We start from the raw sequence: 20383 nt of genomic DNA, 5'->3' as shown, positions 1-20383 counted from the left end.
CTGTCCTATCTATCAAGCTAATTTAGCTTTAATCAGCTCTTGAACCTGAGCCGGATTGGCCTTGCCTTTACTTGCTTTCATCACTTGACCGACAATCGCATTTAAGGCTTTTTCATTACCAGAACGGAATTGCTCAATGGCTTTCGCATTGTTTGCCAACACTTCATCCACCATCGCTTCAATTGCACCAGTGTCAGTAATTTGTTGCAAACCATGTTTCTCGATGATTTCTGCAATACCTGCTTCAGGCTCGGCCCACATTGCTTCAAAAGCTTTTTTCGCCAGTTTGCTGCTTAATGTTCCGTCTGCAACTTTAGCAACCAACTCGGCAAGGCGTGGAGCTGTAATAGGGCTTTCAGCCAATTCCAAGCCTTCTTTGTTCAAAGTAGCAGCAAGCTCGCCGTTCATCCAGTTCGCCGTTAATTTACCTTGGTCGCAGGCTTTGGCCGCTTCTTCAAAATAGGCAGCTTGGGCGCGGCTGGCAGTCAACAGGCGCGCATCATAGTCAGACACACCGTAATCGGTAACAAAACGCGCCGCCATTTCATGCGGCAATTCAGGCATTTGCTCTTTGGCTTTTTGCAATTGGCCGTCTGAAATAATGACCGGCAGCAAATCTGGATCTGGGAAATAGCGGTAATCGTGCGCATCTTCTTTCAAACGCATCACACGGGTTTCACCTTTTTCAGGGTCAAACAACATGGTTGCCTGCTGTACTTTACCGCCGTCTTCCAAAATTTCGATTTGCGCTTCCACTTCATAATTAATGGCTTGTTCCAAGAAGCGGAAAGAGTTGAGGTTTTTGATTTCACGGCGTGTACCGAACTCTGCCTGACCTTTTGGACGGACAGATACGTTGGCATCAACGCGGAACGAGCCTTCCGCCATATTACCGTCACAAATATCCAGCCAAGTCACTAAACCATGCAACGCTTTAGCGTATGCCACGGCTTCGGCAGCGGAACGCATTTCAGGCTCGGAGACAACTTCCAATAAAGGCGTACCGGCGCGGTTTAAGTCGATACCGGTTGCACCGTTCAAACCCTCGTGTACGGATTTACCCGCATCTTCTTCCATGTGCGCACGGGTAACATTGATGGTTTTGACCTCGTCGCCCACCACGATTTCCAGTTTGCCGTGTTCAACAATCGGCAAATCCAACTGGCTGATTTGATAGCCTTTCGGCAAATCAGGATAGAAATAGTTTTTACGGTCGAACACGTTTTTCTGATTGATTTTCGCATCCAAAGCCAAACCGAGTTTGATGGCTTTTTCGACGACTTCGCGGTTCATTACCGGCAATACGCCCGGCAACGCACACTCAACCACGCTGGCGTGGGCATTAGGCTCGGCACCGAATGCAGTGGATGCGCCGCTGAAGATTTTGGATTGGGTGTTGAGTTGGACGTGGATTTCCAGTCCGATTACGGTTTCCCAAGTCATAAGGGTCTTTCTGTCGAAAAAAAGTTAATCGGTTAAATGAGTGATTCGTTTTTCAGACGGCCTGAATAAAACACCATAATAGGCCGTCTGTAAGATAAGTTTATTTCCTGCGGCGTTGGAAACCGGGCAGTTGCCAATGGAAACGGTATGCAGTCAGGCGAAACAACAATCCGCCGGCAAAGAGCAGGTTTAACGTAAAAATATTAATCCAGCCCAAATGCCCGAACAGATAAATCAGTCCGCCAATCAAAATGGCTACGCTGCCGTAAAGGTCGGTGCGCAAAATCATCGGCACATCATTGACCAAAATATCGCGCGCAATACCGCCGCCAACGGCAGTCACAAAAGCCAAAGAAATAACGCCGAACAAATTAAGCTGCAAAGCCATACCGATTTGTGCGCCGGTAATGCTGAACGCTGCCAAACCGATGGCATCGGCGATAATAAAAGCAGCGGCCAAATAGGTGCTGCGATAACGTTGCACCCTTATCAACCATGCAATGGCAAGCGTGGCAAACACAACAATCAACGCATCGGTTTGCAAAAATACTTGCGGAATCCGGCCGACCAAGCCATCGCGTATCATGCCGCCGCCGACAGCCGTCAGTAACGCAGTAATGACGACACCGAGTACATCCAACCGCTTGTTGTAGCCAACCAAATAGCCGGAAATGGCAAACGCGGCTGTCCCAATGATTTGAATGAAGTCGGTGGCTGTCATAATTTTTTAAATATCTACAATATGCAGCACCTCAATACATTCAGGCGCTTTTATATGGTTTATTTTCAGACGGCCTTAAATCATCAAGGCCCTAAAAACATTATTCCGGCGCTTTAGTGTGCCAATCGCTGTTCAGTTGAACCTGATGTGCGGCACCCAAAATTTTGGCTTCGGAGAAATAGTTGCCGATAAATTGCACACCAATCGGCAGGCCGTTTGCGCTGAAACCGGCAGGCAGAGTCAGTGCAGGCAAACCGGCAAGGTTCACAGCGATGGTGTAAATATCGGACAAGTACATTTGGACAGGGTCGTGAATGTCGCTGCCGAGTTTTGGCGCGGCAGTCGGCGCAGTCGGCGCAAGAATGAAATCACATTGACCAAAGGCCGTCTGAAAATCATTGGCAACCAGACGACGCAGTTTTTGCGCTTTCAGATAATAAGCATCGTAGTAACCATGGCTCAATACATAAGTACCGATCATGATACGGCGTTTGACCTCGCTGCCGAAACCTTCGGCACGAGTGTTGCTGTACATTTCTTCCAAATCGCCGAATTGCGCCGCACGATGGCCATAACGTACGCCGTCGAAGCGGGATAAGTTGGTACTTGCTTCAGCAGAGGCGAGAACGTAATAAGCAGGAATCGACAATGATGTTTGCGGCAGGGAAACTTCAACAGTCTCCGCGCCTTGGACTTTGAGCAAATCGATAACGCTTTGTAAGGCCGTCTGAACATCGGCATCTGCGCCTTCGCCGAAATATTCTTTAGGCAAACCGATTTTCAAACCTTTGAGCGGCTTGTCCAAATCACGGGTGTAATCTTCTTTGTCGCGCTCCAAACTGGTGGAATCGCGCTCGTCAAAGCTGGCCATGGCGTTCAACAAAATCGCACAGTCTTCGGCCGTTTGCGCCATAGGGCCGGCTTGGTCGAAGCTGGAAGCATAAGCAACCATACCGAAACGTGAAACCGTACCGTAAGTCGGCTTGATACCGGTAATACCGCAATGCGATGCAGGCTGACGGATAGAACCGCCGGTATCCGAACCCAACGCAGCAGGTGCCAAACGCGCCGCAATCACGGCAGCCGAACCTCCTGACGAACCGCCGGGAACATGTTCAAGATTCCATGGGTTTTTGGTTGCGCCGTAGAACGAAGTCTCATTGGTCGAACCCATGGCAAATTCGTCCATATTGGTACGGCCAAGAGTAACCATGCCGGCATCCAACAAGTTTTGCACCACAGTGGCAGTATAAGGAGAAACAAAGTTATCCAACATTTTGGAGCTGCATGCACTGCGCCAACCTGTTTGGCAGAAAATATCTTTGTAAGCAACCGGCACACCGGTCAAAGCCGTTGCATTGCCGGCTGCGATACGCGCATCGGCTGCTTTGGCTTCAGCAAGGGTCTTATCTTGATCGATGGTAACGTAGCCGTTGATGGCAGGGTTTTTCGCAGCAATAGCGGCCAAATATTCGGTCGCCAATTCGACTGCGGAAATTTGTTTGGATTGCAGCAGGCTGCTGGCTTGTTTGAGCGTGTAAGCGGTCATTGTGCCGTACTTTCTATAAAACAGTTTTTGCTTTCAAAACAGATATTGAAAACATCCGTTTAAATCAATAAATCGGGCCGTCTGAACAAAGTATCCTTTCAGACGGCCTTGCAATAGGGGCTTGCCGATAAGCAAAGGCCGTCTGAAACCTTATTCTTCAATCACTTGAGGAACGATATACAGGCGGTTGCGCACTTCTGGGGCAACAGCCTGATATTCTGCAGCGTGATCGGTTTCAGTCACTTTATCTTCGCGCAGACGCAAAGCGGCTTCGTGCGGATGCGCCATGGGTTCGATGCAGTCGGTATTGACGCTTTGCATGTTTTCAACCATGGCGAAAATGTCGTTCAACTCGGCAAGCGTTTTGTTTTTTTCTTCGTCCGTTAAAGTGAGGCGCGAGAGTTTTGCGATTTTTTCCACATCATTTAAGCTTAAAGCCATAAAAAATCCTTGTCTGATAGCAATTTGGGGTATCATTGCATTTCGTCTTCTATGAAGCGAAGAATTATAACCGAAAACCAAACAGGTTGGCATGGTGTTTTAATTCAGACGGCCTTTAAAGGGTGCATTTATCCGTCTAAAACCGTGTACCTGTTTTTCTTATTTTAAATAATGCTAAACACATCCGGGCTGGGCCGGAATTTCAGGAATCCTAATGTTTCGTCTTTTATCTCGTTTCCTCTCCAATGATATTGCCATCGACTTGGGCACGGCCAACACGCTGATTTTTGTACGCGGCAAAGGGATTGTTTTGGATGAGCCGTCCATGGTTGCGATTCAATCCGGCGCAGGCAATAAAAGTAAAATTATGGCCGTGGGCACGGAAGCCAAAAAAATGCAGGGCCGTGCGCCGCGCAATATTGAAATCGTCCGTCCGATGAGGGACGGAGTGATTGCCGATTTTGTGATTACCGAGCGTATGCTGGGTATGTTGATTAAAAAAGCCACCGAAGGACGATCTTTGGTTCCACCCCGTGTGGTTATCTGTGTTCCGGGCGGCTCTACCCAAGTGGAACGTAAAGCGATTTTGGATTCTGCGTTTGCTGCCGGCGCGGCAAGCGTACATTTGATTGAAGAACCGATGGCTGCCGCTTTGGGCGCGGGCTTGCCGATTGAAGATGCGGCAGGTTCGATGATTGTCGATATTGGCGGCGGTACGACCGAAATCGGCATTCTTTCACTGGGAGGCATGGCCTATTCTGCTTCCGTCCGCGCAGCCGGCGATGAATTCGATAAAAGTATCATCCATTACCTGCGCCGCCATCGCGGTGTCTTAATTGGCGAAGCGACGGCAGAAGAATTGAAGAAACAAATCGGCTCTGCATCGGGCTTTGAAACAGAAACAGCCATGCGCATTAAAGGCCGCGATCTGGCCGAAGGTACGCCTAAATCCTTGGCGGTTACTTCAAATGAAATCCGTGAAGCATTGAGTGAAACGGTAAATCAAATCATCCGTGCCGTTCGTCTGGCTTTGGAACAGGCTCCGCCCGAATTGGCCGGCGACATCGCCGACCGCGGTATTATGCTGACAGGCGGTGGCGCGCTTCTGCACGGTATCGATACCGTCTTGGCCGATGCAACCGGCCTGCCCGTCGGTATTGCCGACCAGCCTCTAAATTGCGTCGCCTATGGTGCTGGTAAGGCTTTGGACTATATCGGCAAATGGGATACCGTGTTTACGGAAAACCCATAAGGTAGATGGTTATGGAACGCTCTTCTTTGCGCTTTGACGAGGCAAAAGGCCCTAAGCTGTTGCCTCGTTTTGTCGTTTATATCACGCTGGCTGCCGGCCTGATGGTGGCCGATTACCGCTTTTCATTGATGCAGCCTGTACGTGCGGCAGTAATGCCCATGCTCTATCCTGTTCAATGGCTGGCGAATCAACCTGTTCAACTTTATCAATATTTTGCCGACCTCTCCCAGTCCAAATCCGAGCTCTTGGAACAAAACCGCCAGCTTATGGAAGAAAATGGCCGTCTGAAAATCGATTTGCAGCGAGATAAAGTCAATACCGATGAATTGCGTGAATTAAAAAAACTGTACGGTTTGCAACAAAAAGGCATTCACAACGTTATCGGTGCGGAAGTCATTTCCAATGGCAAAGATCCGCTTTCCGAAAGACTGATTATCGGCAAGGGTAGCCAAGACAGTTTGAAAGTTGGCGATGCAGTCATCGATCAAAGTGGTTTGATCGGCCTGTTGACACAAGTTCACACACAAAGTGCGGAAATTGGGCTGATTTCGGGCGGACAAAGCATTGTCCCCGTAGCCGTCAGCCGCACCGGTGAACGCAATTTGGCATACGGCAATGGCAACGGTTTGGATTTGCGCTATTTCCCAACCGGCTCAGACTTGAAACCCGGCGATGTTCTGCTGACTTCCGGTTTGGACGGTACTTATCCGGCGGGGATTCCCGTTGCAACCGTCAACAAGGTTGTCCGCGCATCGGGAACGCCTTATTACGATACGCAACTGACGCCTTTGGCCGCTTTACGCAGCAGCCGTTTTGTCTTGGTACTTTCTTCCGCCCCTTCTTCCCCACGCTGATTTCATGAACGATTTTGACGATTCTTACCGTGCAGTACCGCTGCACATCATGGCGGCCAGTCTCATAGTGATGATGATACTGGACTTTATGCCGTTTTCCTTTGACGGATTCTTCTGGCTGCCTGAAATGACGGCACTGATATTGCTGTATTGGACATTGCACCAGCCGCAACGCGCAGGCATGGGACTGGCTTTTGCCATCGGTCTGATTGTCGATGCCGCAACCGCCGCAACTTTGGGCTTGCACGCCCTGTCTTACGTCGTGATGACTTATTTCATCTTAAACCGCCGCCGCCAAATCATGCTTTACGGCCACATTATGCAATTAGCCGCTGTATTGGCTGCGCTGCTTCTCAATCAGGCCGTCTTAACTGTTGCCCGTTTGTTCCTTAATCATCAGGTCATCACTTTGCAAGGCTTTGTTGCCCCATTTGTCGGCGCATTGCTTTGGCCGATACTCAGCCAGCTAATGTTGATTGTGACCCGTATTCACCGCTCCCGCTGAAAAGATGAAACCGATTCTTCCACGCCGTCTTTCCGGTGGTCAACATACCCAAAAACCTTCCACTCAGGCAGCACAAGCCGACGCCCTATTGCGCCTGCTCGTTGCTTTTATCCTGATCGTCATCTTCTTTTCCATCTTGCTGGCGCGGTTCTTTTACCTGCAAGTGACTCAACACAACGAGTTTTCCGGTCAGGCATCGAGCAACCGCATCACCCTGATTCCAACGCCGCCCGTACGCGGCGAAATCGTCGATATCAACGGCGTTCCTTTGGCCAAAAACTATCCAGTCTTTTCGCTCGAAGTTATTCCCAGCCGCATTGAAGGCAAGATGGAAGATGTCATTGAAGCATTGAAAAAATATGTCGATATCACACCGACAGATTTAAAACGCTTCAAAAAATACCGCGAAAGCTATCGAAAATTTGAAAATATCCCACTCAAGCTCAGGCTGACCGATGAAGAGGCCGCCCGTTTGTCCGTACATCTGCGCGAATTCAAAGGCGTAGAGGTCAATTCACGCACATTCCGCGAATATCCTTACGGCAAACTGACTTCCCATTTCTTAGGCTATATCGGCCGTATTAGCGACAAAGACAAAGAAATGCTGGAAGAAGAAGGTCTGACCGCCCTCTACCGCGGCAGTACGCATATCGGCAAATCCGGCTTGGAAAAATATTATGAACACCAGCTTCATGGCATTCCAGGCTATCAGGAAGTCGAAAAAGACGCTTACGGCAATATCGTCCGCGTATTGAAAAATGTCCCGTCCAAAATGGGGCAAACCTTGCGCCTAGGCATGGATATCCGTATGCAGCAGGAAGCCGACCGAATCTTGGGCGACCGCCGTGGCGCATTGGTGGCCATCAATCCGCAAGATGGTACTGTCTTGGCTTTTGTTTCCAAACCTTCCTTCGATCCCAACCTCTTTATTGATGGCATCGACAGCGACACTTGGAAAATGCTGAATGACGATTGGAAAAAGCCTTTGATCAACCGCGTTACCCAAGGCCTTTATCCGCCGGGTTCTACATTCAAACCCTTTATGGGCATGGCCTTGTTGGAAAGCGGCAAAATCACTCAAAACACCATCATCCCCGCTCCCGGCGCATGGAGCATCCCCAGCAGCCGCCATATCTTCCGCGACTCTGTCCGCAGCGGCCACGGCTCGGCCAACTTGAGCAAAGCCATTCAAGTATCCTCAGATACTTTCTTCTACCGCTTGGGTTACGAGATGGGTATTGATAAAGCCTCTCCGTATCTGGCGCAATTCGGTTTCGGCCAAAAAACCGGCATTGACCTGCCCAGCGAATACACAGGCGTTTTGCCTAGCCGCGAATGGAAAGCCAAACGCTTTGCCAAGTCTTCCGACCCTACCGCCAAAGAATGGCGCGCCGGCGAGATGGTTTCCGTCAGTATCGGCCAAGGCTACAATGCCTACACGCCTTTGCAAATGGCACATGCGACAGCATCTCTGGCCAACAACGGCATTGTCCATCAGCCGCATTTGGTCAAAGAAGTATTGGATTTCGGCGCACGCAAAATTACCCGCATCAACCCCAATCCTGAGCGTCAAATTCCGTTCAAAGCCGACAACTTCGAGTACGTCAAACGCGCAATGGAAAAGGTATTGAAACCGGGCGGTACAGCGCACCGTATCGGTGGTGGACTCGCCTATACGATGGGCGGTAAAACCGGTACGGCCCAGGTCGTACAAATCAAACAGGGAGGCCGCTACAACGCCGCAGCCCTGCGCGAACAACACCGCGACCACGCATGGTTTATCTCGTTTGCGCCATTGGAAAAACCTGAAATCGCCATTGCCGTTATTTTGGAAAACGGCGGCTGGGGTGCGTATGCCGCGCCATTGGCTCGTGAAATGACTGATTTTTATATGCTTCACGTCAAGCCGCAACAGTTTTCAGACGTCCTTGAATCAGATTTGACCCAAACTGAAAAAACTGATAAACATCAGCCTATTACCAGTATTTTCCAATCCGCCTACGGACTGACGCCGACAAGCCCTGCCTCACAGCCGGAGGTTCATCATGAATAACACATCAGCGTGGAAAAATTTAAAATCCACCATTGCAGCCCCAATTGACCCTTGGCTGTTTTTTGCCATGCTCGCCATCTATATCATGAGCCTATTCCTGCTTTATTCTGCGGACGGGCAAGAGTTTGGCCAATTGGAAAACAAAACCATCCATACCGTTTTAGGCTTTACCCTTTTATGGATTATCGCCGTATTCAAGCCGCAAACGGCTGCCAAAGTTGCCCTGCCTGTTTATATTGTCGGCGTATTACTGCTGATTGGCGTCGAAGTTGCCGGCGTTACCGTCAACGGTTCGACACGTTGGCTGAGCCTCGGCTTTACCCGTATCCAACCTTCCGAAATCATGAAAATCGGTATTCCCATGACTGTCGCGTGGTATTTCCAACGCTATGAAGGCCGTCTGAAATGGATACATTATATTGTCGCCCTCGTTCTGATTCTTGTTCCTGCCGCCCTAATTTTGAAGCAGCCCGACCTCGGTACAGCCGCGCTGATTATGGCTTCAGGTATTTTTGTCATCTTCTTTGCCGGATTGCCTTGGAAGGCTATTTTTGCCGCCATTATTGCCTTTGTGGCCGCTTTGCCGCTCTTGTGGAACTACGGCATGCACGACTACCAGAAAACCCGCGTCCTTACCCTGCTCGACCCAACCAAAGATCCGTTAGGTGCAGGCTACCACATCATCCAATCCATGATTGCCATCGGCTCGGGCGGTGTATGGGGTAAAGGCTGGCTCAACGGTACGCAAACCCATTTGGACTATATTCCCGAATCAACGACTGACTTTATTTTCGCGGCATTCGGCGAAGAGTTCGGCCTGATTGGCAATATCCTTTTACTGCTGGTCTACCTTATCATTCTGGCACGCGGATTGTGGATTGCCGCGCAAGCGCAATCCCTTTACAGCCGTACTCTGGCAGGCGCGTTGACCATGACCTTTTTCTGCTATGCCTTTGTAAACATGGGCATGGTCAGCGGTATTTTGCCCGTTGTCGGCGTCCCTCTCCCCTTGGTCAGCTACGGCGGTACGGCTACGCTTTCCATCATGGTGGTGCTCGCCCTGTTGATGGGTATTGCCAATGAACACAAAAACCGCCGCCGTAATGCGGATAACGATGACCTAACTGAAAGCGAGGAATAATATGGAACTGGGTGTAGAAATCGGCAAGCTACTTGTGGCATTTCTCGTGCTGATTAATCCTTTCAGCGCGCTCTCAATTTATCTTGATCTGACACAAAACCACAGCACCAAAGAAAAGCGCAGAATCGCGCGTACTGCCGCATTGGCTGTTTTCATCGTAATCATCGTCTTTGCACTGAGCGGCGGTATCTTGTTGAAAGTACTCGGCATCAGCGTTGGCTCTTTCCAAGTCGGCGGCGGTATTCTGGTTTTGCTGATTGCCATCTCCTTAATGAACGGCAACGATAATCCTGCCAAACCCAAAATTGATCCCCATTCAGAAGAACATCAAAGTGCGCAACAAGTCCGCCGCAATGAAAAAGCCATTGCCGTCGTACCCATTGCCATTCCGATTACCATCGGTCCCGGCGGTATCTCCACTGTCATCATTTATTCCTCTGCCGCCAAAAATTACAGCGATATTGCCCTGATTATCATCTCCGGCTTTTTGGTCAGCCTGATTTGCTATTTCATTCTGGTCGTGGCCGGACGCATCAGCAAACGCCTGGGCACTACCGGCCTGACCATCCTCAACCGCATTATGGGCATGATGCTTGCCGCCATTTCCGTAGAGATTATTGTTGCCGGCTTAAAATCTATTTTTCCCCAACTGGTCGCTTAAAGTACAATCATCACAATGAAAGGCCGTCTGAAACATTTTCAGACGGCCTCATAAAAACATAAAAACAAAGGAGCCAACCATGTTTCACAGCACCCACGTTTTCACCGGAGAAACCATTTACTGCCGACCGGCGCAAAGCTATACCGAGTTCACCGACGAATTAAACCGCCTCCAAACCCTTCAACAAACCTTCGCCCAATCAAGCATTATCGAGCGCACCGCCCTCTTACAGCAATTTGCCGACAGCCTTACCCAAAACCAAGAACGCCTTGCCGAAATGGTTTGCGAAGAAGTCGGACGCTGCCTGCACGAATGCCGTGCCGAAATCAGCAAATCCATCGAGCTTATCCGCTACTACGTCCGCCTTGCTCCCGAACTGCTTGCCCATAAAACCATCGCCACCCAAGCCAGCCTCAGCCAAGTCCGCTTCGAGCCTTTGGGCGTTGTTTTGGCGGTCATGCCGTGGAACTATCCTGTTTGGCAGATTTTACGATTTGCCATCCCTGCCCTTTGTGCCGGCAATGCCTGCGCGGTCAAACCTGCGCCCAGTGTTGCCCGCGTCAGCGAAACCCTATTCAGCCTTGTCCCCAGAGGTTTACCGCTTATCGGCGCATGGTTAAGCCATGAAGACACGCTTCAAGCCATTGAAGATACCGATGCCATGGCATTTACCGGTTCAACCCATACCGGCCGCCTGCTGGCCGCCCACGCAGGCAAACATCTGAAAAAAACCGTCCTTGAACTAGGCGGCAGCAATCCGTTTATCATCCTGCCCGATGCCGATATGCAACGCGCAGCCATCGATGCCTGCTATTCGCGCTTTCGCGATGCCGGACAATCCTGCAATGCCGCCAAACGCATCGTTGTTACCCAAGATATTGCCGAACAATTTATTCCGCTCTTCCTTGCCGAGTGCGCCAAACTGCAAACCGGCAATCCCAAAGACCCGAACACCACCCTTGCCCCGCTTCACCGCGAAGACCTGCGTCAATCCGTACACGAGCAGGTTCAAGATGCGGTTGCACATGGCGCGCAATGCTTGAGCGGCGGCTATATCCCTGAGGGAGAAAGCTGGTTTTACCCTGCCACGGTATTGGATCAAATCAACCCAAACTGCCGCGTTTGGCACGAAGAAGTCTTCGGCCCAGTCGCCATGATCTTACGCGCCGACAATCCAGATCACGCCGTTGCGCTTGCCAATGACACACCTTTTGGCCTCGGCGCCTGTATCTACACAGCCGACACGGCAAACGCATGGCAATACACCGAAAAAATCCAAGCAGGCTCTGTCTTTATCAACCGCCACACCAGCAGCGACTTGCGCCTCCCCTTTGGCGGCGTCAAAGCTTCAGGCTACGGACGGGAGCTATCCGAATTCGGACTGTACGAGTTCGTCAACGTCAAAACCTATTGGCAAAAATAAACCGTTTCATTAACTCAGGCCATCTGAAAACCCGATTTCAGACGGCCTGATGTTGTTTAAAAAAGCTGGCAAAAATATTGTATTTAAAACCCATACCAATTCTGCAAAATCAAATCGGCTCAAAAATAAGAAACCTATTTTAGAAAACAATTCATATTTCCACGCCTATTTTGAATCAGCAGCTTACCATGTTCATCATTCCAACCGTTTCATTAAACCCTCTATAAAATACCCAATAAACAAAAATGCCGTCTGAAATACAACTTTCAGACGGCATTTTCAATCAAATACTACTTACCGGATTATAATTTCAAACCGGCCAGTTTAGCAGCGTACGCATCCAAATCAGCGATTGGACGGGTAGCTACGCCGCTTTCCATAGCTGCTTTAGCGGTAGCAGAAGCAACGCGAGGCAACAGGCGGGAGTCGAATGGGGTAGGAATCAGGTATTCCGCACCGAATTCAAATTTCTTACCGTAAGCGGCAACCACTTCTTCAGTTACCTCTTCCATCGCCAAATCAGCCAAAGCATACACGCAGGCGCGTTTCATTTCTTCGTTGATTGTGGTCGCGCCGACATCCAATGCGCCACGGAAGATGAATGGGAAGCACAATACGTTGTTTACTTGGTTCGGGAAGTCTGAGCGGCCGGTACCGATTACCACATCCGGACGGGTTTCTTTTGCCAATGGAGGCAGAATTTCCGGATTTGGGTTTGCCATAGCGAACACGATTGGTTTTTCGTTCATGGTGTTCAGCATTTCAGGAGTCAGCAGGTTTGCGCCGGACAGACCCAAGAAGATATCTTTACCTTTAACGGCATCGGCCAATACGCGTTGGCCATTATCTTCAATGGCGTAGAACTGTTTGGACTCGTCCATACGGTCTTTGTCTTCGCGGGTTTTGTAAATCACGCCTTTGGAGTCGCAAACGGTCACGTTTTCGCGTTTCAAACCCAAATCCAGCAATTGGTTCAAGCAGGCAATCGCGGCCGCACCTGCGCCGGAGCACACCAAAGTCGCTTCTTCAATTTTGCGGCCTGTATAACGCAAAGCGTTCAATACAGCGGCAGCGGTAATGATGGCAGTACCGTGTTGGTCGTCGTGGAATACAGGGATTTTGCAACGTTTGCGCAATTCGCGTTCGATGTAGAAGCACTCAGGCGCTTTGATGTCTTCGAGGTTGATACCGCCGAAAGTCGGTTCCAAAGAAGCGATGATGTCTACCAGTTTTTGCGGGTCTTTTTCATCAATTTCAATATCGAACACGTCAACGCCGGCGAATTTTTTGAACAATACGCCTTTGCCTTCCATTACAGGTTTACCGGCCAATGCGCCGATGTTGCCCAAACCCAACACTGCGGTACCGTTGGAAATCACGGCAACCAAATTGCCTTTGGCAGTGTATTTGTAGGCAGTTTGCGGATCGGCATGGATTTCCATACAAGGAGCGGCTACGCCCGGAGAGTACGCCAACGCCAAATCTTTAGAAGTGGCCAGAGATTTGGTTGGGGTAACGGAGATTTTGCCCGGCACGGGGAATTCGTGGAACTGCAGGGCGGCTTCTTTTAATGAATTTTCCATTTATCGATCCTGTTTGCGAGAGAGATTTTACAGCGAACAAGTCTGAAACAGGCTGCTTCAGACGTTTAAAATTTCTAAAGTCGGGTTGTTAACAGACCGGCTTTGTAAGGGACCGTAATTTTATCATGTTCTTTTGGTGGCGCATACCGATATTTATTACATTTGTTTTGATATTTCGTTTTATTTGGTTTTATGTCTAAAAACTTCTGTAATAATATTTCTTCGCCACACTACCCTTCTTTCAGACGGCATTTTATTTAAACTTAAACATTCAATCCAAAATGACTGTCCAGCGCGGTTTCAATCTGATTTTTTACCGCGTCCAGACTTTGGCTGCTGTCGATGACGGCATAGCGTTCCGGCTGTTCGTTAGCACGTTGCAGATATACTTCGCGCACCCGATTGAAAAACTCGGCTTCTTCTTGTTCAAAGCGGTCTTTCTCACGCGTTTGGTTGATGCGTGCCATTGACACTTCCAAAGGCACATCCAACAGCAAGGTTAAATCTGGGCGGAAATCGCCCTGCACCCAATGTTCAAGCGTGGCAATATCTTGTAAGGGAACGCCTCGTCCACCGCCTTGATAGGCAAACGTTGCATCGGTAAAGCGGTCGGAAACGACATGCGTGCCGTTTTTCAGGGCAGGCAGAATGACTGTTTCCAAGTGTTGCTGTCTGGCTGCAAACATCAGCAGGGTTTCGGTACGCAGGCTGACTTGGGTGGCAGGGTTGAGCAGGATTTCACGCAATGCTTCTCCGGCCGGAGTACCTCCCGGTTCTCGCGTAAACAATACGGGCAGTTGGTGTTTTTCAAACCATGCTTTCATTACGGCGAGGTTGGTGGATTTGCCTGCGCCGTCTATACCGTCAAGGGTAATAAATCTGGGTTTCATATGGATATCGTCAATTTAAAGGCCGTCTGAAACAGGGATTATAAATATTTCAGACGGCCTATTTGGTTTATTTCTTTAAAATATATTTGCGTACGGCAGCGTTGTGTTCAGAAAGATTGTGGCTGAACTCGCTCAGGCCCGTACCATCCATTTTTGAGACGAAATACAGATATTTTTCATCAGACGGATGACCCGCCGCTTCAAGCGCGGCCTTGCCGGGAAGCGCAATCGGCGTCGGCGTCAAACCGCTGCGCGTGTAGGTATTGTAAGGCGTATCGCGTTGCAGGTCGGCTTTGCGGATTCTGCCCTTATATGCATCGCCCATGCCATAGATGACAGTCGGGTCGGTTTGCAGGCGCATGCCGATATTCAGGCGGTTGACGAATACGGCGGCCACATGGGCGCGGTCGTCTTCGTGTGCGGTTTCTTTTTCAATCAGACTCGCCATAATCAGCATTTCATACGGATTTTTATAAGGCAGGCCGCTTTGACGATCATCCCATGCTTCTTGCAGGTTTTCCCGCATTTTACGGTAGGCGATTTTGTAAATTTGAAGATCGCTGCCGCCGGCATCAATTTCGTAACTATCCGGGAAAAACTGTCCTTCAGGATTGCTGCTCAAGGCGTCGGGCGCCACTTCAGCCATCAGTTTTTCATCGCTCCAACCGCGCGTATCGTGGGCAATGTCGGCAGTATTGTCGATAATACGGCGCATTTGGACAAACCGCGCACCCTCTAGAATTTGCACGCTGACCGAATCAGGGCGGCCTTTTCTAATGCGTTTTAAAATGTCCCAAGCCGATACTTTGGAAGACAGGCGGTAAGAACCGGCATTGAGTTGGTTGTGCACGCCCATCACATATGCGGCGGCTACCAGCACATAACGGTTATAAACAATGCCGTCTTGAGCCAGTTTGCGGCTGACGGAAGAGATACCTTGATTCTTAGCAACGGTAATACGGTATGGCTTGCCGTTGTTTTTCGGAACAAACAACAATGCGGCAACCACGGCGGCAAATGCCGTCAAAAATACGGCCAGCCATTTCAACAATTTTTTCAACATGGTAGGATTCTTGGTTTGTGAACGTGTCGGGCGACAGTATAACCGAAAACAAGCGCATTAAGCCTGCCACCTTCCCCAACGTATGTTTTCCTATCCCGAAAGGCCGTCTGAAACCATGAATTTCCCTTCCAAAAACACTTGGCAAAACGGCCGTTGGCTGAATGCACGCCAAACTCATTCGCCCAATTTCAGCCCGCGCGAACCGGATGAAGACATCTCATTGGTTGTCCTCCACAATATTTCCCTCGCTCCTTTTGAATACAACACAGGGGCAGTGGAAAAATTGTTTACCAACCAAATCAACCCTGACGAGCATCCTTTCTTCAGCATTATCCACACCTTGCGCGTTTCCAGCCATTTTTTCATCAGCCGTAAGGGCGAAACCGTCCAATTCGTTTCCTGCGACGACATGGCCTATCATGCCGGCGTATCGTCGTTTCAAGGCAGAGAAAAATGCAATGCTTTTTCCATCGGTATCGAATTGGAAGGCTGCGATTTCGAGCCTTTTACCGAAGCACAATACACCAGCCTGCAAGCCTTGCTGACCGCTATTTCCGAGCATTATCCGATTCAGGCCGTTACCGGTCATCAGGACATCGCGCCGGACAGGAAAACCGATCCCGGACATTTCTTCGATTGGCCTCGCCTTCAAAAAGCAGGTTTCTCTATCCGGCGCGGATAACTTTCAGATGGCCTGAACAATGATTGGCAGACATAATGCTGTCACAACCGTTTATTTTCGTTATAATTCAGCTATTCATTCGGACACATAAAGTCCGGCTCCAACGAACTTCCCACGCAGCAAGATTCCGCACCCTGAAAAAGACGGAATGCTGCCTTTTTAAAAAGTGATTACTCCATGATTTTCATCGTCTTAGCCCTCGCCGCCCTTTTGGCGGTCATCGGTTACAACATGTACCAGGAAAACCAATACCGCAAACAAGTGCGCGAACAATTCGGCCATTCCGATAAGGATGCACTTTTGACCAGCAAAACCAAACATGTCCGCGACAGCAAAGAAACCGGCGGCCAAGGTTTGTTTATCAAGAAAAACAAAAAAACCGAAGAGGCATTGCGCAACCTGCAAGAGCAAGATGAAATCTACGCGGCAAAAGCCAAACTGGCTCACCCTGCCCAACTTAAAACCGATGTCGAGCTGACCATGGAAGACGACTTTTCCGCAGAAGAAAAAGTCCAACACACCGTTATCGGCTTAAACAACGAAATTACTATCAGCCCTGCCGAAGCCGCTTCAGCCTCGGTTGAAACCGCTGCCGAACCTGCGGCACAAGTACCATTGATCAGCTTGGACGAATTGTCTCAAGTCGAGTTGCCTTGGTTTGACCCGCGCTTCGACTACATGGCATACATCTCCCTGAAACAAGCCCAAGAATTGCATGCACTGCCGCGCCTTTCCGGCACCCACCGCTTCCAAATCATCGGTTGCACCATGGACGACCATTTCCGCGTTGCCGAGCCGATTCCGGGCGTTTACTACCAAGGCTTCGTTATGGGCCTGCAGGCTGTCAGCCGCAACGGTTTGGCCGCGCGTGAAGAGCTGCAACACTTCGACCAACAGGTTGATGCTTTTGCCCAGCTGATGGACGGCAAAGTTTTACATACCGACTTGGATGCCTTCACCGAAGTCGCGCAAGCACTAGACCAATTCTGTGCGCGTGTTGACCAAACCATCGCCATTCACTTGGTTTCCCACTCCAATATCAGCGGCGTAGAGTTGCGTGCCGCTGTGGAAGATACAGGCTTCAAACTGGGTGAAGACGGCGCGTTCCACTTCGGCGACAACAACAACCCTCAACTGTTCTCCATCCATACCTTGGACAACAAACCGTTTACCAATCCTTTGCTGGACAACCAAGCCTACCGCGGCTTCAGCATGCTTTTGGATATTCCGCATGTTCCTGCCGGCGAAAAAACTTTCGACAAATTTATGGACTTGGCAGTCAAACTCTCCGGCCAACTCAGCTTGGATTTGGTTAACGACCAAATGGAAGAAGTTTCCACCCAATGGCTTAAAGACGTACGCAACTACGTTTTGGCCCGTCAGGAAGAAATGCTTAAAGTCGGCATCAAACCCGGCAGCAAACAAGCCCTGCGCCTGTTCTCTTAAAATTCCCCAATCAAAAAGCGGATATGCAATGACGGCATATCCGCTTTTTTTCAGGTAAAATCCCTTCATCTTCAATATTCATAGATTTTCAGATGGCCTCTCTATCATCAGGCCGTCTGAAAACTCTATTTCGATTGCTCATGAATCCGACCGCACAACGTATCAAATACCTGACCGACCTCCTCAACCGCTACGCCTACGAATACTACACCTTAGATGCTCCCAGCGTACCCGACGCCGAATACGACAAATTGTTCCGCGAGCTCGAGGCATTGGAGCGAAACTACCCCGAGTTCAAACTGCCCGACAGCCCGACCCAACGTGTCGGTGGCGAACCTTTGGCAGGCTTTGATGAAGTGCGTCATGAAGTGCCTATGCTGTCACTGACCAACGCCTTTTCGCCACAAGACGAAAACGGCGTGTTTGACCATGCCGAAATGTACGCTTTTGATGAACGCGTTCGTGGCGGATTAAACGGAGAAAAACCAGAATACGTTATCGAACCTAAATTTGACGGTCTGGCCATCAGCCTGCTGTACCGCGACGGCGTATTGACTCAAGCAGCAACCCGTGGCGACGGCACCACAGGCGAAGACGTTACCCAAAACGTCAAAACCGTATCCAACATCCCCCTGCGCCTGCATGGAGAAAATATTCCCGAGCTTATCGAAATACGCGGCGAAGTACTGATGCTCAAAGCCGATTTTGCCGCCTTAAACGAACGACAGGCTGAAAACGGACAAAAACCTTTCGCCAATCCGCGCAATGCCGCCGCCGGCAGTCTGCGCCAACTCGATTCGCGCATTACGGCACAGCGCAAACTGCATTTCTTCCCCTATTCTATCGCCCGACAACAAGGCGGCTTTATCGCAGAAGAACACCTGCAAGAGCTGAGCTACTGTAAAGAGCTTGGCTTCAGCCTGCCTGATGGTAATTTCGGCTATTTCCCCAATATCGACGAAGTATTGGCGTTTTACGAGAAAATGCAGCAAAAACGCCCTACTCTACCCTACGAAATCGACGGTATGGTGGTCAAAGTCAACAGTCTGGCACAACAAGAAAAACTGGGTTTCATCTCACGCGCGCCACGTTGGGCCATTGCCCACAAATTTCCTGCTGAAGAAGCATTGACCATTGTCGAAGCCATTGATGTACAAATCGGGCGCACCGGCGCAGTAACCCCCGTCGCACGCCTGCAACCTGTATTCGTCGGCGGCGTTACCGTTACCAACGCCACCCTGCACAATCAGGACGAAGTATCGCGCAAAGACGTGCGCGTTGGCGATACAGTTGTCGTACGCCGCGCCGGAGACGTGATTCCCGAGGTGGTGCGCGTGATTTTTGAACGTCGCCCAATGCAGGAAACCAATATTTCCGTTTCAGACGGCCTGCAAGACGATTTGTTTGCCGAAACACCATCTGAAACCCGAGCCGAACCGCTTCACAAACCCTACCGCCTGCCTACCCATTGCCCTATCTGTCACAGCGAAATCGAACGTGAAGAAGGCGAAGCGGTTGCCCGATGCAGCGGCGGTATGCTTTGCCAAGCACAACGTGCGCAAGGTTTGATCCACTTCGCCTCACGCAAAGCCATGGACATCGACGGACTTGGTCAAAAACAAATCGAGCAGCTGGTAGCGCAAGATTTGGTTCGTCATTTCGCCGACCTCTACCACCTCGATATCCCGACCCTGCAAAAAATGAAGGAAACAGCGGATAAAGCGTCAGCTAGTGAAGAAGAACCATCAAACAGTGAAATTGGAGACTTTGAAGGCGAGACCGGCAATACTCTGCTTGCCAAAAACAATAAAAAACAGCCGACCAAATGGGCAGAAAACATCCTTGCAGGCATAGAAGCCAGCAAAACGCCCGAACTTGCGCGCTTCCTTTTTGCCCTCGGCATCCGTCACGTCGGCGAACGTACCGCTAAAACGTTGGCGCAGGCATTCGGTACGCTCGAACATGTCCGCCATGCACCCGAACCCATCCTCGCCTGCCTGCCTGATATCGGCACGGTGGTTGCCCGCTCCATTGCCCACTTTTTCGCCCAAGAAGCCCAACAGGCGATGATAGACGAGCTGCTGGCTGTAGGTGTTGCCCCACAAAGCCAGGCTATCACTATCCCACCGTTGCGCCATGCCGAGCCGCAACGCTGGATTGCCCGCCTGCCCGATTTTAAAATCAGCGAAACCAAAGCACTGGCCTTGTGGGAACTCGCCGGACAAAGCATAGAAGGTTTGCAAACCGACAAAGCGTTACCTGCCGATTGGCAAACATGGCGCGGCAAACCGCAAAATGCAGCCCTGCTTGAAAATATGAAAACTTTCTTTGCTCAAACGCTGTCTAAGCTTCAAGATGAAACTATTTCAGACGGTATTAACGAGGCCGTAGCAGGTAAAACCTTTGTATTAACAGGGACTTTACCTACACTCAAACGCGACCAAGCCCAAGCCATGATTGAAGCGGCAGGCGGAAAAGTTTCCGGCAGCGTATCCAAAAAAACCGACTACGTTGTCGCCGGAGAAGCTGCAGGCAGTAAATTGGAAAAAGCTCAAACGTTAGGCGTGGCCGTATTGAGTGAAGAAGAATTACTGTCGTTGCTGAGATAAGACAGTATCTACAAGCAATCCGCCTTTTCAAGCCAACTGCTCCCTTATCATGTGGTATCATCGCTAC

The 20383-nt window shown here is 50.0% G+C and carries 17 protein-coding genes; 10 read left to right on the top strand and 7 right to left on the bottom strand.

Features of this window, described 5'->3' with window-relative positions:
- Positions 1-12: 12 nt before the first annotated feature.
- The 4 genes from gatB to gatC form a co-directional block, all read right to left on the bottom strand.
- Positions 13-1443, bottom strand: coding sequence for an Asp-tRNA(Asn)/Glu-tRNA(Gln) amidotransferase subunit GatB (gatB, locus tag HMPREF2560_RS06010; RefSeq protein ID WP_070608155.1), 1431 nt, complete (start codon positions 1441-1443; stop codon positions 13-15).
- A gap of 100 nt (positions 1444-1543) precedes the next feature.
- On the bottom strand, positions 1544-2164 hold the full coding sequence (locus tag HMPREF2560_RS06005) for a trimeric intracellular cation channel family protein (RefSeq protein ID WP_049331484.1): 621 nt from the start codon (positions 2162-2164) through the stop codon (positions 1544-1546).
- A gap of 100 nt (positions 2165-2264) precedes the next feature.
- On the bottom strand, positions 2265-3713 hold the full coding sequence (gene gatA / locus HMPREF2560_RS06000) for an Asp-tRNA(Asn)/Glu-tRNA(Gln) amidotransferase subunit GatA (protein ID WP_070608154.1): 1449 nt from the start codon (positions 3711-3713) through the stop codon (positions 2265-2267).
- A gap of 150 nt (positions 3714-3863) precedes the next feature.
- Positions 3864-4154, bottom strand: coding sequence for an Asp-tRNA(Asn)/Glu-tRNA(Gln) amidotransferase subunit GatC (gene gatC, locus HMPREF2560_RS05995; RefSeq protein WP_070608153.1), 291 nt, complete (start codon positions 4152-4154; stop codon positions 3864-3866).
- A 214-nt stretch (positions 4155-4368) separates the two neighbouring features.
- Here gatC and HMPREF2560_RS05990 point away from each other — a divergent pair, with 214 nt between their 5' ends.
- From HMPREF2560_RS05990 to HMPREF2560_RS05960, 7 genes are all read left to right on the top strand, one after another.
- Positions 4369-5406, top strand: a complete 1038-nt coding sequence (locus HMPREF2560_RS05990; RefSeq protein ID WP_039862245.1) for a rod shape-determining protein — start codon at positions 4369-4371, stop codon at positions 5404-5406.
- An 11-nt stretch (positions 5407-5417) separates the two neighbouring features.
- Positions 5418-6260: a rod shape-determining protein MreC gene (gene mreC, locus HMPREF2560_RS05985; RefSeq protein WP_070608152.1), complete on the top strand. Its 843-nt coding sequence runs from the start codon at positions 5418-5420 to the stop codon at positions 6258-6260.
- 4 nt (positions 6261-6264) lie between these two features.
- Positions 6265-6765, top strand: a complete 501-nt coding sequence (gene mreD, locus HMPREF2560_RS05980; protein WP_070608151.1) for a rod shape-determining protein MreD — start codon at positions 6265-6267, stop codon at positions 6763-6765.
- Between the two features lie 4 nt (positions 6766-6769).
- The gene (mrdA, locus tag HMPREF2560_RS05975) at positions 6770-8818 is read left to right on the top strand and encodes a penicillin-binding protein 2 (protein ID WP_070608150.1); all 2049 of its coding nucleotides are present in this window, start codon (positions 6770-6772) and stop codon (positions 8816-8818) included.
- Positions 8811-9959: a rod shape-determining protein RodA gene (rodA, locus tag HMPREF2560_RS05970; RefSeq protein WP_070608149.1), complete on the top strand. Its 1149-nt coding sequence runs from the start codon at positions 8811-8813 to the stop codon at positions 9957-9959. Before mrdA ends, rodA begins: the two co-directional genes overlap by 8 nt.
- A 1-nt stretch (position 9960) precedes the next feature.
- Entirely contained in the window at positions 9961-10620 is a 660-nt protein-coding gene (locus HMPREF2560_RS05965) for a MarC family protein (RefSeq protein WP_049328611.1), read from the top strand.
- Positions 10621-10699: 79 nt separating this feature from the next.
- A complete protein-coding gene (locus tag HMPREF2560_RS05960; RefSeq protein ID WP_070608148.1) occupies positions 10700-12043 on the top strand; it encodes an aldehyde dehydrogenase family protein in 1344 nt (447 codons plus the stop codon).
- A 302-nt stretch (positions 12044-12345) separates the two neighbouring features.
- Here the strand turns inward: HMPREF2560_RS05960 and HMPREF2560_RS05950 are convergent, their stop codons facing one another.
- From HMPREF2560_RS05950 to mltG, 3 genes are all read right to left on the bottom strand, one after another.
- Complete coding sequence (locus HMPREF2560_RS05950) at positions 12346-13626, bottom strand: malic enzyme-like NAD(P)-binding protein (protein WP_083306184.1); 1281 nt, start codon at positions 13624-13626, stop codon at positions 12346-12348.
- 263 nt (positions 13627-13889) lie between these two features.
- Complete coding sequence (gene tmk, locus HMPREF2560_RS05945; protein ID WP_049331462.1) at positions 13890-14516, bottom strand: dTMP kinase; 627 nt, start codon at positions 14514-14516, stop codon at positions 13890-13892.
- A 67-nt stretch (positions 14517-14583) separates the two neighbouring features.
- Positions 14584-15579 carry an endolytic transglycosylase MltG gene (gene mltG, locus HMPREF2560_RS05940; RefSeq protein WP_070608146.1) on the bottom strand — a complete coding sequence of 332 codons (996 nt, stop codon included), beginning with the start codon at positions 15577-15579 and terminating at the stop codon, positions 14584-14586.
- A 115-nt stretch (positions 15580-15694) separates the two neighbouring features.
- On the opposite strand from mltG, the gene ampD reads away from it, so the two are divergent.
- The 3 genes from ampD (at position 15695) to ligA (ending at position 20316) form a co-directional block, all read left to right on the top strand.
- A complete protein-coding gene (gene ampD, locus HMPREF2560_RS05935; RefSeq protein ID WP_070608145.1) occupies positions 15695-16261 on the top strand; it encodes a 1,6-anhydro-N-acetylmuramyl-L-alanine amidase AmpD in 567 nt (188 codons plus the stop codon).
- A gap of 177 nt (positions 16262-16438) precedes the next feature.
- Positions 16439-17707, top strand: coding sequence for a cell division protein ZipA C-terminal FtsZ-binding domain-containing protein (locus HMPREF2560_RS05930; RefSeq protein ID WP_070608144.1), 1269 nt, complete (start codon positions 16439-16441; stop codon positions 17705-17707).
- A 140-nt stretch (positions 17708-17847) separates the two neighbouring features.
- Positions 17848-20316: an NAD-dependent DNA ligase LigA gene (ligA, locus tag HMPREF2560_RS05925; RefSeq protein ID WP_070608143.1), complete on the top strand. Its 2469-nt coding sequence runs from the start codon at positions 17848-17850 to the stop codon at positions 20314-20316.
- Positions 20317-20383: the final 67 nt, after the last annotated feature.

This window comes from Neisseria sp. HMSC078H04 (assembly GCF_001838135.1).
Classification (GTDB): domain Bacteria; phylum Pseudomonadota; class Gammaproteobacteria; order Burkholderiales; family Neisseriaceae; genus Neisseria.
This window is presented reverse-complemented; position numbering and strand designations above follow the sequence as displayed.

Excerpts from the sequence above, each read along its gene's own strand:
- mltG (WP_070608146.1), bottom strand. The coding sequence starts at position 15,579 with ATGTTGAAAAAATTGTTGAAATGGCTGGCCGTATTTTTGACGGCATTT.
- HMPREF2560_RS05965 (WP_049328611.1), top strand. The coding sequence starts at position 9,961 with ATGGAACTGGGTGTAGAAATCGGCAAGCTACTTGTGGCATTTCTCGTG.
- ligA (WP_070608143.1), top strand. The coding sequence starts at position 17,848 with ATGAATCCGACCGCACAACGTATCAAATACCTGACCGACCTCCTCAAC.
- tmk (WP_049331462.1), bottom strand. The coding sequence starts at position 14,516 with ATGAAACCCAGATTTATTACCCTTGACGGTATAGACGGCGCAGGCAAA.
- mreD (WP_070608151.1), top strand. The coding sequence starts at position 6,265 with ATGAACGATTTTGACGATTCTTACCGTGCAGTACCGCTGCACATCATG.
- HMPREF2560_RS05990 (WP_039862245.1), top strand. The coding sequence starts at position 4,369 with ATGTTTCGTCTTTTATCTCGTTTCCTCTCCAATGATATTGCCATCGAC.
- ampD (WP_070608145.1), top strand. The coding sequence starts at position 15,695 with ATGAATTTCCCTTCCAAAAACACTTGGCAAAACGGCCGTTGGCTGAAT.
- HMPREF2560_RS05930 (WP_070608144.1), top strand. The coding sequence starts at position 16,439 with ATGATTTTCATCGTCTTAGCCCTCGCCGCCCTTTTGGCGGTCATCGGT.
- HMPREF2560_RS05960 (WP_070608148.1), top strand. The coding sequence starts at position 10,700 with ATGTTTCACAGCACCCACGTTTTCACCGGAGAAACCATTTACTGCCGA.
- mreC (WP_070608152.1), top strand. The coding sequence starts at position 5,418 with ATGGAACGCTCTTCTTTGCGCTTTGACGAGGCAAAAGGCCCTAAGCTG.
- rodA (WP_070608149.1), top strand. The coding sequence starts at position 8,811 with ATGAATAACACATCAGCGTGGAAAAATTTAAAATCCACCATTGCAGCC.
- gatC (WP_070608153.1), bottom strand. The coding sequence starts at position 4,154 with ATGGCTTTAAGCTTAAATGATGTGGAAAAAATCGCAAAACTCTCGCGC.
- mrdA (WP_070608150.1), top strand. The coding sequence starts at position 6,770 with ATGAAACCGATTCTTCCACGCCGTCTTTCCGGTGGTCAACATACCCAA.
- gatA (WP_070608154.1), bottom strand. The coding sequence starts at position 3,713 with ATGACCGCTTACACGCTCAAACAAGCCAGCAGCCTGCTGCAATCCAAA.
- gatB (WP_070608155.1), bottom strand. The coding sequence starts at position 1,443 with ATGACTTGGGAAACCGTAATCGGACTGGAAATCCACGTCCAACTCAAC.
- HMPREF2560_RS06005 (WP_049331484.1), bottom strand. The coding sequence starts at position 2,164 with ATGACAGCCACCGACTTCATTCAAATCATTGGGACAGCCGCGTTTGCC.
- HMPREF2560_RS05950 (WP_083306184.1), bottom strand. The coding sequence starts at position 13,626 with ATGGAAAATTCATTAAAAGAAGCCGCCCTGCAGTTCCACGAATTCCCC.